Origin of the sequence: Chitinophaga rhizophila (genome assembly GCF_019492185.1) — a bacterium.
GTDB classification, from domain to species: Bacteria; Bacteroidota; Bacteroidia; order Chitinophagales; family Chitinophagaceae; genus Chitinophaga; species Chitinophaga rhizophila.
The window spans coordinates 2,098,674-2,112,779 of sequence record NZ_JAICCF010000001.1 but is presented as its reverse complement, the minus strand read 5'-3'; the positions used below and the strand labels follow the sequence as shown (position 1 = coordinate 2,112,779).

The following is a 14,106-nucleotide window of genomic DNA, read 5'->3' as shown; positions in this document are numbered from 1 at the left end:
AAGAACATATGGACCAGTTTGTAGAATTATTCAAGCATCTTATTAATCCGCAGTGGATCATCGATCATGGCGGACTGTATTTATTATTGATGATCGTTTTCGCCGAGACCGGCCTGTTTATCGGTTTCTTCCTGCCAGGTGACTCCCTCCTGTTTGTAGCTGGTATATATGTAAACCTGCTTTCTGCAAGTTTCTACGATGTGCCTTTTGTAGTAATAATGCTGATGATTGCAGTTGCGGGTGTATTAGGTAACTATGTAGGATACTGGTTCGGTCGTAAATCCGGGCCGCTCTTATTTAATAGGAAGGACACTTTCTTCTTTAAACAGAAACATCTTTACCAGGCGAAGGAATTTTATGAGAAATATGGTGGCGGCGCTATCTTCCTGGCGCGTTTCCTTCCTATCATCCGTACGTTTGCACCTATCGTAGCGGGTATCGTACAGATGGAACCAAAACGTTTCATGTTCTTCAATGTAGTCAGCTCTTTCTGCTGGGTATTCTCTATGATGCTGGCAGGTCACTATCTGGATAAAGCATTCCCTACTTTGAAAGATCACCTGGAGCTGATAGTTATTATATTAATAGTTATAACTACTTTACCTGTCGTTATTAAGTTATTCTTTGGCAAAAGCAAGCCATCTGCATCCTGAGTATAGCGTTGCGAATGGATAAATAATTATTTCACTGTTATGAAACCGGGCAAGAGCACCTCAACGATTTTCAATGTCGCTGTGTTAGTAGCGTCATTGGGGTATTTCGTGGATATCTATGATCTTCTGTTATTTACGATCGTCAGGGTGCCCAGTCTGAAAGACCTGGGCGTACCACAGGATGAAATTGATTCAGGAGTAGGAATGCTCCTGATCAACGTTCAGATGTTGGGCCTCCTGGTAGGGGGGATTTTCTGGGGTATCCTGGGAGATAAAAAAGGCCGGTTGAAAGTATTATTTGGTTCCATTCTGCTTTATTCTGTTGCTAATATTGCCAATGGCTTTGTAACGGGTACCAACGGTTACCTGTTCTGGCGCTTTATTGCCGGCCTCGGACTTGCAGGTGAACTGGGTGCCGGTATCACTCTCGTTGCTGAAATTCTTCCAAAAGAAAAAAGAGGTTACGGTACCATGATTGTTGCTACGGTAGGAGTATCCGGAGCGGTGGCAGCTAATCTTATTGCTAAACTGGTACCTGACTGGAGATATTGCTACTTCATCGGCGGCGGACTTGGTCTCCTGTTACTCTTCCTGCGTATCAGTGTAATGGAATCGCATATGTTCAGCCAGGCGGTAGAGAAAGATGCTGTGGGTAGGGGAGAGTTTCTTGCTCTTTTTAATAATAAAGACCGGTTTGTTAGATACCTGAAAAGTATCTTACTGGGAACCCCCACCTGGTTTGTGGTAGGTATCCTGGTAGCCTTCTCCAATAAGTTTGCTGTGGAGATGGGGGTAAAATCGCCAATTAATCCAGGTGACGCGGTAGCCTTTTGTTATGCAGGACTGGTACTGGGTGATTTTTCCAGTGGCTTACTGAGTCAATTGCTCAAGAGCCGTAAGAAAGTCATGATGATCTTTCTAATGCTGACTGCTGTCTGTGTTGCCTTTTACTTAAACCTCCACGGAGCAGAAAAGTGGCTTTTCTATACAGTCTGCTGTATCCTCGGATTCAGTGTAGGCTTCTGGGCAATCTTCGTTACAATTGCTGCAGAGAGTTTCGGTACAAACCTGCGTGCCACTGTAGCCATTACAGTACCTAACTTTGCAAGGGGTATGCTTCCACTGATTACCATGTTATTTGCCGGTTTCCAGAACTATTTGACCTACCTGCAAAGCGGTGCTATCGTTGGTATGATCTGCATAGCAGTAGCGATGTTTGCATCTTACACAGTAGAAGAAACCTTCGGGAAAGACCTTAATTACGAAGAAAAAATTTAGAAAAATAACTGGACTGATTGAGTAACAATACTCATTCAGTCCTTAATTCTGACATCAATAACGTGTCAATATCTTATCCAGCAGTAGGTTGAGCTGGATCGCTTCCTCTTCATTAAGTGATAACTTCAAAGAATCTTCCAAATCAGGCAGGTCTGCATCTATGACATCTAGCAGTGCCAGGCCCTTTTCTGTAATCTGTACATCTACAGCCCTACGGTCTACTTCACTACTTTTTCTTTCTACCAGACCAGCTTTACGCAAACGTTCCACAAGACGTGATACATCACTCATCCTGTCAAGCATCCGTTCCTTTAAAGTATTGATATTGGCTGCTTTAGGATGTTGCCCACGCAGAATCCGGAGAATATTATATTGCTGCATGGTGATGTCAAACTTCTTAAAGAAATGTTGATGACGCGACACTATCCAGTTGCCGACGAAGATGAGACCAATTAACCCTTTATTATACTCGCTGGTAAAATTTTTCTGCGAGATTAGTTTTTCTATGTTTGACATAAGTGAGAATGTAGTCGGGTTAAAAATACGAATATTCAATCATGCATTTGGCAAACAAAACAACAGGTTTTGTATAATAGCCGTTGAAACGAATGTAATAAATCTTTTTAGTCACCGAAAAGTATTTATTCCGGAGAGTACAGCTGTATCAGCTGAAAGAGAGGGTTGGTACTCAAAAGGACATAGTAAAGGCTGACTGATAGCCTATTCATTTTTGGCTATTAGTCAGCCTTTTATATTAGGATGAATATATTATTAAGCGACCACTTTCATATTATCCAGTACATCCATTACCTCTTTTACGTGTGTAGCTGATGTCTGGAGAAGCTTAGTCTCGCTTTCATTAAGCTGTAACTCGAGTATTTTTTCAATACCATTTTTGCCCAATACTACCGGTACACCCAGATAAATGTCCTTCAGGCCGTATTCGCCGGTTAGCCATGCACAACAAGGGAATATCCTTTTCTCGTCCTTGAGGATAGCTTCAACCATTTGTGCTGCAGCAGCTCCTGGCGCATACCATGCAGATGTTCCCAGTAGATTTACAATCTCTCCTCCGCCTACTTTGGTGCGTTGAATAATAGCTTCGAGTTTATCGGAAGCAATAAGTTCTGTGACCGGTATGCCAGATACGGTCGTATAACGTGGAAGGGGCACCATAGTATCTCCATGACCACCCATCAGGATAGCCTGGATATCTTTTGGAGAGCAACCAATTTCATCTGCAAGGAATGCACGGTAACGTGCCGTGTCCAGAATACCAGCCATACCGAATACTTTACTGCTGTCTTTCTGTGCTGTCAGAAATGCACAATAAGTCATGACATCCAGCGGGTTGCTAACAACAATAATGACGGCATCAGGAGAATACTTATTAATATTTTCCGTCACTGACTTAACAATATTAGCATTAGTAGAAATCAGGTCATCCCTGCTCATGCCGGGTTTACGTGGTAAACCAGAGGTAATAACAACAACATCGCTGCCAGCTGTTTTAACATAATCATTCGTAACACCGGTCACTTTGGTGCTATAATAATCAATCGGGGCCTGCTGCCAGGTATCCAACGCCTTTCCTTCTGCTGTACCTTCCTTAATATCCAACAACACAACTTCCTGTAAGAAATCTCTGTGAGCCAGCACATTAGCACAGGTTGCGCCTACATTACCAGCTCCTACGACAGTAACTTTCATCGTTTGTATAAATTTTAAAAGGTGAAGAATATGAGGATGAAACAAATGTACCCATGGCCACTGAAACAGGCCCGCAACGAATTAATTAAGGTATTTCATCAATTCCTCCAGCTTTATGGTGCCCTCAAAGCCTTTTACAAACTTCTGCTTCTTGTCATAAACAAACACGCCGGGGAAATAATGAAGATCATAGAAATACATGATCTGCCTGGTAGGCTCGCTGGCCATTGTAATATTTGGGTACTTCTTAATATTATAACTATTATAATACTCTTTCATCTGATCCGCCTTGAAAGGTGTTAGCATCAGGATCTGAGTTTTTTTGAATTTGTCAATATTCTGCAAGACTTCCTCTGTAAAGTGCTTGCAATGATCACAATCTACACTAAAAACAAAGACAATAGTTGTGGTGTTTTTCTTCAGGTTATCTTTAGTATTAATGATGTGTCCGTCCGGTAATGTAATCTTATAATTCGGTACTACCGGAAACTGAAGATAAGGTGGTTGATCCGTTGGCCCTACTGCTGTTTTAGTCTGCGCTTGTATTAAAAACGGCAGACAGCAGCATAAAATGGTAAGAAAACGCTTCATGTTTGAGTCTGATTTTGTACGCTTGAGTTTTGTATCAGACTAAAGGTATCGAATTTTGTAATAGTCCAGACCAATGCTAAGCGACTCAGAACCTTTATTTTGGATGAATAATTTACTTAAACAAGGGCTATCCTATAGCCAGGGAAGGCGGGTGTGGACTATCTTTCGATTTTTTTATAAAAAAATTACTAGATTACCCTTCCTTACACTATGTTTGCATTCCTAAAAAAAATAATAGATAAGAATAGGGTCTCAGTATTACACTAAAACAATTAAGGAAGCAATCAGTTCATGAAGGATTTTGCCAGAATGAGTTACTTTTGCACTCCTAACGTATTTTTAACTATATAAATTAAGTATCCTTTTATGGCTACCACTGCAGATATCAGAACAGGATTAATTATTAAACTGGATAACAGTTTATATTCTGTTGTAGAGTTTGGTCAGAACAAAACAGCCCGTGCCGCTGCTAAAGTGTGGGCTAAACTGAAAGGTGTTGACAATAGCAGATCTATTGAACACACCTGGAACTCAGGCGACACCATTTACCCTGTACGTGTTGAAAAGAAAGCATTCCAGTTTTTATACCAGGATGACAGTGGCTATAACTTCATGGATAACGAAACATTCGAGCAGATCGCACTGCCTGAATCAATGATTGATGCTCCACAGTTCCTGAAAGAAGGTCAGGAAGTTGGCGTGTCTATCAATACAGAAACTGAACAACCAATGAGCGTAGAGCTGCCTGATAAAATCGTAGTAAAAGTAACTTACTCCGAGCCAGGTCTCAAAGGCGATACTGCTACCCGTACGCTGAAACCAGCAACCGTTGAAACAGGCGCTACTGTGAACGTTCCCCTGTTCGTAAACGAAGGTGAACTGATCAGAGTAAACACCAAAAACGGCGATTACATCGAAAGAGTAAAAGAATAGTTTTAGTCCATATATTATCTACTTACAAGCATTTCTAAACCAAAAACTGTCTACATGGATTTTAAACAGATTCAGGAGCTGGTAAAAATGGTCAACAAGTCCAATATCAGCGAACTGAGCATAGAGCAGGACAAGTTTAAGATTACTATAAAGCAAAAAGATAACGAACAGCCAGTTTATACTGTTCCCGCAGTAGCTGCTCCGATTTATCAACCAGTACCACAGGCAGCCCCTGTAGCACAAGCCGCTCCGGCTGCAGCTGCAGAAGCTCCTAAAGCAGAAGCTAAAGCTGACAACCTGGTAACTATCAAGTCTCCGATGATCGGTACTTTCTACCGCAGCCCTGGCCCTGATAAACCATCTTTCGTTAATGTCGGTGATGATGTTACTTCAGGTAAAGTAGTTTGTATCATTGAAGCAATGAAACTCTTCAATGAGATCGAAAGTGAAGTGAGCGGTAAAATTGTAAAGGTACTGGTAGACGATGCTTCCCCTGTGGAGTACGATCAGCCTTTATTTTTGGTAGAACCATAATTTATTACTTTAAAAGGTTGGAATATTATGAGATGGATAAGGAAATTTCCCTAATCTCATAGTTTTCCAACCTTTTAAGGTTTATTACTTTTCTTTAACCTATTGAAAAAACATGTTTAAGAAAATATTGATTGCCAATCGTGGAGAGATCGCCCTGCGTATCATTCGCACCTGTAAGGAAATGGGCATCAAAACGGTGGCTGTTTACTCTACCGCAGATAAAGACAGTCTGCACGTAAAGTTTGCAGATGAAGCGGTATGTATAGGTAAACCACAAAGTAGCGAATCCTATTTGAATATACCTCACCTGATGGCTGCAGCAGAAATAACCAATGCTGATGCAATACATCCTGGTTATGGTTTCCTGGCAGAAAATGCCCGTTTCGCAGAGATCTGTGGTGAACACGGCATCAAATTCATCGGCCCCACTCCGGAAATGATCCGTAAGATGGGTGATAAGATGACTGCAAAAGAAACAATGATCGCTGCAGGTGTACCGGTTATTCCTGGTTCCGGAGGCTTATTACAGAGCCTGGAGGAAGCAAAGAAGCTGGCAAAAGAGATGGGCCTGCCTATCATCCTTAAAGCTACTGCAGGTGGTGGTGGTAAAGGTATGCGCGTAGTGTGGAAAGATGAAGAGCTGGAAAACGCGTACAATATGGCTAAAAATGAAGCCCGCGCCGCTTTCAATAACGACGGTATCTACATGGAGAAATTCGTGGAAGAGCCTCGCCACATTGAAATCCAGGTAGCTGGTGATCAGTATGGTAAAGTATGTCACCTCAGTGAGCGTGACTGCTCCATCCAGCGCCGTCACCAGAAACTGGTAGAAGAATCTCCTTCTCCGTTCATGACACCTGAACTGCGTGAGAAAATGGGTGAGGCAGCTATCAAAGCCGCTTCTGCTATCAACTACGAAAGTGTGGGTACTATCGAGTTCCTGGTAGACAAACACCGTAACTTCTACTTCATGGAAATGAATACCCGTATCCAGGTAGAACATGGTGTAACGGAAGAGGTAATCAATTTTGACCTGATCAAAGAACAGATCAAAATCGCTGCCGGTATCCCAATCTCCGGCAAAAACTATACTCCGGAAATGCACGTAATCGAATGTCGTATCAATGCTGAAGATCCGTACAATGATTTCCGTCCATCTCCTGGTAAGATCACTACCCTCCACATTCCTGGTGGGCATGGTGTACGTGTGGATTCCCACATTTATGCCGGTTACGTGATCCCTCCTTACTATGATTCAATGGTGGCTAAACTGATTACCATTGCACAGACCCGTGAGGAAGCTATCAATACTATGGAGCGTGCGTTAAGCGAATTTGTGATCGAAGGTGTAAAAACTACCATTCCTTTCCATCAGCAGCTGATGCGTGATGAGAACTTCCGTAAAGGCAACTTTACGACCAAATTCACAGAAACATTCAAACTGGTTTAATCTGGTGAGATATATAAAAGCCGGCCTGTCCTTAACAGGCCGGCTTTTCTGTTTTTAAGCAATCCGGTTACTACTCGTTATTTACATTTATAGGTAATTGTAATATCGCTCAGGTCCGCATCCAGGAAAGGAACTACTAGTTCCGTGTTGTCAGCAGGAAACCGTAGCGGAAGGCCATACTTATTATAATTGCTGGCTGTTTTTACATTATTCTCGCTGTAATTACGAGTTAGCAATTGCCACACTTTATTCGTGCGCAGGAAATTGACTTTGTCGTCGTACAACCGGTAATATATAGTGTCTTTGTAGCCGAAATTTACGAGATTATACGTTTGTTTTGCCAGATTGTTGGCGCTGTTATATATGTAGGTTTTTTCATACCATGCATAGTTATCTTCATAGAAAGACTTTTCTCCAATAAGCCGACCCGCGTGGTCGTAATCAAAGTAAATAACAATCAGCATCATAGGATGAAATGGATAAGGGATGGGATGAGCACCGATGAAACCATTCGTATAAAAACTGTCCATGTATGGTCTGTCGCTATTACCCTGGTATTTGAAACGGTGCCATTCCCGAAATTCCGCTCCATAGCTACCATCTTCATAGTGAAGGATCTGATCTGTGAGCCGGTTTTTGGCATCATACCGGTAGGTTTCGTTTTCATTGCCGGTGGCAACATCCGAACGGGTACGTAATATTGGATTACCGGCGCTGTTGTAAGTAAATGTATTGACAACTTGTCCTTCTTCCCATTCGCTGTTCCCTACATATGTCTCTATTTGACAAAGGGGAGCACCACAATCAGGGGGAAAGTCCGTTTTACCGCAGGAAGCCAATACGCAAAGCATGCTTGCAGCGATGAACACATGAAAAGTAAAGTTGAGACGTTTTTGCATGAGGGGGATTTTTTAGGGGGTAATGAATATGAGTCTTTAATAGGCTGTGAAGCCAGATTGACTGAAAATAGCAGGAGGGAGACGGTTAATAAGCAGTAGGGAGCTGATTATTTGCACTTATAGGTAATCTTCAGATCCGTGTATTCTACATCCAGGAAGAATTTCCGGGTTCCTCTATTAGCCGAAGCAAATTGTAAGGGCAGTCCGTATTTGTTATAGCTGTCAGCAGGGAAAGTGTTATTCTGGCTATAATCTCTTGTCAGGAACTGCCATACTTTGTTTGTGCGCAGAAAATTAATCTTGTTATCATACCTGGGGTAATAGACGGTATCTATAGTACCGTGTTCGTTGTAGACGGTGATCTGTCTTTCCAGGTTACCCTGACTGTTATACTCATAGGTAGCCTGATTCCATTGAGTGCCGTTTTCATCAAAGGAACTTTCTTTAATAATACGGCCTTTTGCATCATACTCGAACCGCACGGTCATGCGTAGGAAAGGTGCACCTGGACGTGGTATCGGATGTTCTCCGATGATACCAACCAGGTAAAAGCTGTCCATATAAGGCCGGTCGCTGTTACCCTGGTACTTGAAACGGTGCCATTCCCAGTAATCTTCGCCTTGTTCCATCCGTCCATAACCGGTGATCTGGTCAGTAAGTCGGTTTCGTGCGTCATAGCGGTAGCGCTCGTTTTCGTTGCCGGTAGCCACATCTGAGCGGGTGCGCAATACCGGGTTACCGGCGCTGTTATACTCTATAGTACTGTTGCTGGTCCAACTGTTAATGTAGTCAGTACCTTCAACTTTTTCAATCTGGCAGAAAGATGCGCTGCCGTGAGGTGGTACATCTGTTTTGCCGCAGGCTGTAAACAGGCAGAGTATTGCCATGCCCATAGCAGCATGTAGGGAAACAGCGGGATGTGTTCTCATGAGGGAGTTTTTAGGGGTAATGAAAAATGAGTGTGTGCCTTTGAAATAAATAGAGGATTGCTTAAAAACGGGCAGGAGGGGTATCGGGTTAAGAGTCTATCGAAGATAAGCATAAGTTATTATAACACAAAGCCCCGGGTAAATACCCGGGGCTAATCATACACCAAAACAATCTTACGGTTTTATCGCAAGAAAAGCAGCTCTCTGTACTTAGGCAGTGCCCATTGTTTATCATCAACAAGGAACTCCAGTTTATCCGCGTGATAACGGATAACATCAAAGTACGGCTTAATTTTATCACAATAATCTATAGCTTTCTGGCGGCTGTCAGTAACTTTATTAGCTACTTTGCGCGCTTCGATCATAGCCTGTACATTCTCACTGATGACATTAATATGTTCAGCTATTTTAGAGGCGATCTGCGTCTGCGCTTTAACGGCGTTGTCACCAAGACCAATACCCTTCAGACCATTGATGTTGGCAATCAGGCTGTTGAGATAGGTAATGGCAGAAGGCAGGATAGTGTTAGTAGCCAGATCACCGATAACACGGGCTTCGATCTGTACTTTCTTCACATAATCCTCGAGCAGGATTTCATGACGTGCATGTAATTCTTTCTCGTTGTATATGCCTACTTCAGTGAACAGTTTAGTTGATTTTTCGGTAACGTATGCATCCAGTGCTTTAGGAGTGGTTTTTACGTTAGCAAGACCTCTCTTTTCAGCTTCTTTCTCCCAATCTTCGCTATAACCGTCACCTTCAAATAAAACTTTCTCCGAATCTACAATATATTTCCGAAGAGTTTGCATAATAGCAATCTCTTTTTTCTCGCCTTTTTCAATCAGGGCGTCCACTTCCACTTTGAAGTTTGCCAGTGTTTTTGCAACAATTGTGTTCAGCACAGTCATAGCAGAAGCACAGTTTGCAGAAGAACCTACCGCGCGAAATTCAAACTTGTTACCAGTAAAGGCAAAAGGTGAAGTACGGTTACGGTCAGTGTTGTCCAGCAGCAATTCTGGAATGTGACGGTGCAGATCCAGTTTCAGGATAGCTTCGTCCTGCTCATCAAACTTGTTGTTCACACGGTTTTTAACTTCCTGCAGTACATCAAACAGGTATTTACCAGAGAATACAGAGATGATAGCCGGAGGCGCTTCGTTAGCACCCAGACGGAAGTCATTGCTAGGAGATGCAATAGATGCTCTCAGCAGGTCTGCATAATCATGAACCGCTTTGATAGTATTTACAAAGAAGGTCAGGAACATCAGGTTGGTCTTCGGGGTTTTACCCGGAGCCAGCAGGTTTACACCAGTATCTGTAGCAAGGCTCCAGTTATTGTGCTTACCTGAACCGTTTACACCTGCAAATGGTTTCTCGTGCAGTAATACTCTCAGTTTGTGACGTTTTGCCACTTTGGTCATAACGTCCATCAGCAGGGAGTTGTGATCCACCGCGATGTTTACTTCTTCAAAGATTGGCGCACACTCGAACTGGGAAGGAGCCACCTCATTGTGACGTGTTCTTAAAGGAATACCCAGTTTGTAAGACTCAACCTCGAAATCGCGCATGAACGCATATGCACGCTCAGGAATAGAACCGAAGTAATGATCTTCCAGCTGCTGTCCTTTGGATGGAGCGTGACCAACTACAGTACGGCCGCACATTACCAGGTCAGGACGCGCATTCGCCAGACTTTCGTCAACCAGGAAATACTCCTGCTCCCAACCCAGGGTAGCAGTAACCTTGGTTACATTTTTATCAAAATAGTTACAAACATCTACAGCCGCTTTGTCAATAGCAGAAAGTGCTTTCAGCAAAGGAGCTTTGTAGTCCAGTGATTCACCGGTATATGCAACAAATATAGTAGGTATGCAAAGTGTTTTGCCCTGACCCTGCTCCAGGATAAATGGAGGAGAGGATGGATCCCATGCAGTATAACCACGGGCTTCAAATGTCGCACGCAAACCACCATTAGGGAAGCTGGAAGCATCAGGCTCCTGTTGAACCAGGGCATCGCCATCAAAAGTTTCCAGCGCAGAACCATCACCTTTCAGTGTGAAGAAAGAGTCATGTTTTTCAGCAGTCGTACCGGTTAAAGGCTGGAACCAGTGGGTGTAGTGGGTTACACCTTTTTTCATCGCCCATTGTTTCAGACCAGAGGCGATTTGCTCAGACATCTTACGATCGATCTTAGTGCCGGATTTTATAGAGTTCATTAAGCTCTTATAAGCCTCATCACTCAGATTCTCGCGCACTACTTTTCCTGCGAATACATTGCTGCCGAACACCTCGGTAATCTTTGTACCGTTAAGTTGCTCAGGCTTGATTTTTAAATCAACACCAGAAAGGTTTTCCAGTGCGGTGAAGCGTAACGATTGCATGCTGTAAATAATTTTACACAAAAGAACAGTGTTGCGCTAACATAAGCAAGAATTAAGTTGATTTTAACTAAAAAATTACATTTAGAGTTGGAAAACGTTAATATTTTTGATTTTTAAATAAAAAATGAATACCCACTACCTTTTAAACTGATATATTAAAAAAAACATAATTTGATATATCTGAGGCCTGTTTGCATTGTACTATCGATATATCCCTCACCTGCCAGAAAATGATATCGCTAAGAGTATTGAATATCTTATATTTATAAGGCCTGTGAATTGGCAAGAACTTTGTCTGATGTCTTAAAAAAAACTATACGTTTTTTTTATTTGTTTTATCTCTCACTTATACATCTAGTTCCATGCAAACTAACGTAGAAACCACCAATAAATTCTCCCAAACAACTGTCGAAACAGCAGAACAACTTGGCCTTACAGCAGATGAATTTGAACGCATAATAGGTATATTGGGCCGCATCCCCAACTTCACAGAACTGAGTATGTATTCTGCAATGTGGAGTGAGCATTGTAGTTACAAAAACTCGATCGTGTGGCTGAAATCATTGCCCCATGAAGGAGACCGCCTGTTGGTGAAAGCCGGTGAAGAAAATGCCGGTCTTGTGGATATAGGAGACGGCTATGCATGCGTATTTAAGATCGAATCACATAATCACCCGTCGGCAATAGAACCCTTCCAGGGCGCTGCCACTGGTGTAGGCGGTATTCATCGGGATATCTTCACTATGGGCGCACGCCCTATTGCTGCACTGAACTCTTTGCGCTTTGGTAATATTAATGATAAGAAAACGCAACACCTGGTACGAGGGGTTGTAAAAGGTATAGGCCACTATGGTAATTCCTTCGGTGTACCCACCGTTGCCGGTGAAGCATACTTCGAGAATTGCTATAACACCAACCCACTCGTTAATGCAATGAGTGTCGGCCTGGTGAAAGTAGGCCAGACAGTATCCGCTACCTCGCATGGTGCCGGTAATCCTGTGTTCATCGTCGGTTCGGCAACAGGTAAAGATGGTATCGGCGGCGCAGCGTTCGCAAGCGCCAATATTACCGAAGACAGTGTGGAAGATCTGCCCGCAGTACAGGTAGGCGACCCTTTCCAGGAAAAGAAACTGCTGGAAGCATGCCTTGAGATTATCCCTACCGGCGCTCTCATTGGCATGCAGGATATGGGTGCCGCCGGTATTACCTGCTCTACCGCAGAAATGAGTGCCAAAGGTGGACATGGTATGATCATTCACCTTGATAAAGTTCCTACCCGCCAGGAAAATATGAAAGCCTGGGAAATACTGCTCAGCGAAAGCCAGGAAAGAATGCTGATCGTGGTTCAGAAAGGTAAGGAAGAAGATATCCTGAAGATATTTGATAAATGGGACCTTCACTGTGTACAGATAGGTGAAGTCACCACTGATAAACAGTTGAAGTTTTATCTACACAGTCAGCTGGAAGCAGATATCCCTGCAGATAGCCTCGTGCTGGGCGGAGGCGCTCCTCAGTACCATCGCGCCTACACTGAACCTGAATACTTTGAGAAAGTAAAAGCTTTCGATATTCATAAAATACCAGACACGCTCGACCCGCAGTTCGCAGCTGAAAGACTGGTTAAACTACCTAATATCGCCTCCAAACGCTGGATATATACACAGTATGACAGCACGGTGGGCGCTGCCAACGCCAGTACAAACGCACCCAGTGATGCTGCAGTTGTAGCATTAAAAGATTCAAAGAAAGCACTGGTGCTGACTACAGACTGTAACAGCCGTTATGTATATGTGGATCCCCATATCGGCGGACAAATTGCCGTTGCTGAAGCTGCGCGTAACATTGTATGCAGTGGCGGTGAACCTGTGGCAATTACCAATTGCCTCAATTTCGGTAACCCGTATGATCCTGAGGTGTACTATCAGTTCGTACACGCTATCAAAGGAATAGCAGAAGCCTGCCGCAAGTTTAATACGCCTGTTACCGGTGGTAACGTAAGTTTCTATAATCAGTCTCCGGATGGTGCCGTATATCCGACGCCAACAATCGGCATGCTGGGCCTACTGGATAATATTGCTGACCGTATTACCCTTGACTTCAAGGAATCAGGTCACCTGATATATATGCTTGGACGCAGCCGTAATGATATCAGCAGTTCAGAATACCTGCATAAGCTGATCGGTATTGAATATAGCCCTGCGCCGCATTTCCACCTGGAAGAAGAGCATCGTCTGCACCAGACCATCGCTAAGCTGAACAAAGCGGGTATTATACAATCAGCTCATGATGTAAGTGAAGGTGGATTGTTTGTTACATTACTGGAAAGCGCGATGAGCTCCGGATTAGGATTTGATATCCATACGAACCCTAATTTCCGTAAAGATGCCTTCCTTTTCGGGGAAAGTCAGAGCCGCGCTATTGTTACCATCAGACCGGAAGACAAGGAAAAGTTTGATGCAGTATTACATACAGTGATAGATGCTACTGAGCATTCAATTAAATTTGAGAAGCTGGGTGTTGTGAAAGGAGAGCATGTAGTGATCGATGGAGAAGACTGGGGTACTGTTGCAGTGTGGAAACAACCATATGATATTGCAATTGAATCTCATCTGTAGCAAAATATTCATACCATAAAATTTAGGAGGTACAACGTATATACCACATGGGTGTTATGTTGTGCCTCTTAACATTTTAAGCCTGTCCGTCATACACTTATACATGTGTAATGACGTCGAAAATCGCAACAGA

General features: G+C 43.1%; 12 protein-coding genes. 6 read left to right on the top strand and 6 right to left on the bottom strand.

What is annotated here, in order from left to right; all coding sequences use genetic code 11:
* Positions 1-8: 8 nt before the first annotated feature.
* Positions 9-653, top strand: coding sequence for a DedA family protein (locus K1Y79_RS07950; protein ID WP_220249454.1), 645 nt, complete (start codon positions 9-11; stop codon positions 651-653).
* Positions 654-692: 39 nt separating this feature from the next.
* Positions 693-1,931 (top strand): MFS transporter, encoded by a 1,239-nt coding sequence (locus tag K1Y79_RS07945; RefSeq protein WP_220249453.1) that lies wholly within the window; start codon positions 693-695, stop codon positions 1,929-1,931.
* A gap of 54 nt (positions 1,932-1,985) precedes the next feature.
* Here the strand turns inward: K1Y79_RS07945 and K1Y79_RS07940 are convergent, their stop codons facing one another.
* The 3 genes from K1Y79_RS07940 to K1Y79_RS07930 form a co-directional block, all read right to left on the bottom strand.
* Positions 1,986-2,447 carry a MarR family winged helix-turn-helix transcriptional regulator gene (locus K1Y79_RS07940; protein ID WP_220249452.1) on the bottom strand — a complete coding sequence of 154 codons (462 nt, stop codon included), beginning with the start codon at positions 2,445-2,447 and terminating at the stop codon, positions 1,986-1,988.
* Between the two features lie 255 nt (positions 2,448-2,702).
* On the bottom strand, positions 2,703-3,641 hold the full coding sequence (gene mdh / locus K1Y79_RS07935) for a malate dehydrogenase (RefSeq protein ID WP_220249451.1): 939 nt from the start codon (positions 3,639-3,641) through the stop codon (positions 2,703-2,705).
* Positions 3,642-3,722: 81 nt separating this feature from the next.
* Positions 3,723-4,232 carry a peroxiredoxin family protein gene (locus tag K1Y79_RS07930; RefSeq protein ID WP_220249450.1) on the bottom strand — a complete coding sequence of 170 codons (510 nt, stop codon included), beginning with the start codon at positions 4,230-4,232 and terminating at the stop codon, positions 3,723-3,725.
* Positions 4,233-4,598: 366 nt separating this feature from the next.
* Between K1Y79_RS07930 and efp the strand changes: the two genes are divergently transcribed.
* The 3 genes from efp to accC all read left to right on the top strand — a co-directional run bounded on the left by efp (position 4,599) and on the right by accC (position 7,149).
* The gene (gene efp / locus K1Y79_RS07925; RefSeq protein WP_220249449.1) at positions 4,599-5,165 is read left to right on the top strand and encodes an elongation factor P; all 567 of its coding nucleotides are present in this window, start codon (positions 4,599-4,601) and stop codon (positions 5,163-5,165) included.
* A 54-nt stretch (positions 5,166-5,219) separates the two neighbouring features.
* Entirely contained in the window at positions 5,220-5,699 is a 480-nt protein-coding gene (accB, locus tag K1Y79_RS07920; protein ID WP_220249448.1) for an acetyl-CoA carboxylase biotin carboxyl carrier protein, read from the top strand.
* A gap of 112 nt (positions 5,700-5,811) precedes the next feature.
* On the top strand, positions 5,812-7,149 hold the full coding sequence (accC, locus tag K1Y79_RS07915; protein WP_220249447.1) for an acetyl-CoA carboxylase biotin carboxylase subunit: 1,338 nt from the start codon (positions 5,812-5,814) through the stop codon (positions 7,147-7,149).
* A gap of 77 nt (positions 7,150-7,226) precedes the next feature.
* On the opposite strand, the gene K1Y79_RS07910 is transcribed toward accC, so the two are convergent.
* From K1Y79_RS07910 to K1Y79_RS07900, 3 genes are all read right to left on the bottom strand, one after another.
* Complete coding sequence (locus K1Y79_RS07910) at positions 7,227-8,048, bottom strand: hypothetical protein (protein ID WP_220249446.1); 822 nt, start codon at positions 8,046-8,048, stop codon at positions 7,227-7,229.
* A gap of 107 nt (positions 8,049-8,155) precedes the next feature.
* A complete protein-coding gene (locus K1Y79_RS07905) occupies positions 8,156-8,977 on the bottom strand; it encodes a hypothetical protein (protein ID WP_220249445.1) in 822 nt (273 codons plus the stop codon).
* A 182-nt stretch (positions 8,978-9,159) separates the two neighbouring features.
* Entirely contained in the window at positions 9,160-11,358 is a 2,199-nt protein-coding gene (locus K1Y79_RS07900; protein ID WP_220249444.1) for a glutamine synthetase III family protein, read from the bottom strand.
* A gap of 362 nt (positions 11,359-11,720) precedes the next feature.
* Here K1Y79_RS07900 and purL point away from each other — a divergent pair, with 362 nt between their 5' ends.
* Positions 11,721-13,973 (top strand): phosphoribosylformylglycinamidine synthase subunit PurL, encoded by a 2,253-nt coding sequence (gene purL, locus K1Y79_RS07895; RefSeq protein ID WP_220249443.1) that lies wholly within the window; start codon positions 11,721-11,723, stop codon positions 13,971-13,973.
* The last annotated feature ends 133 nt before the right edge of the window (positions 13,974-14,106 follow it).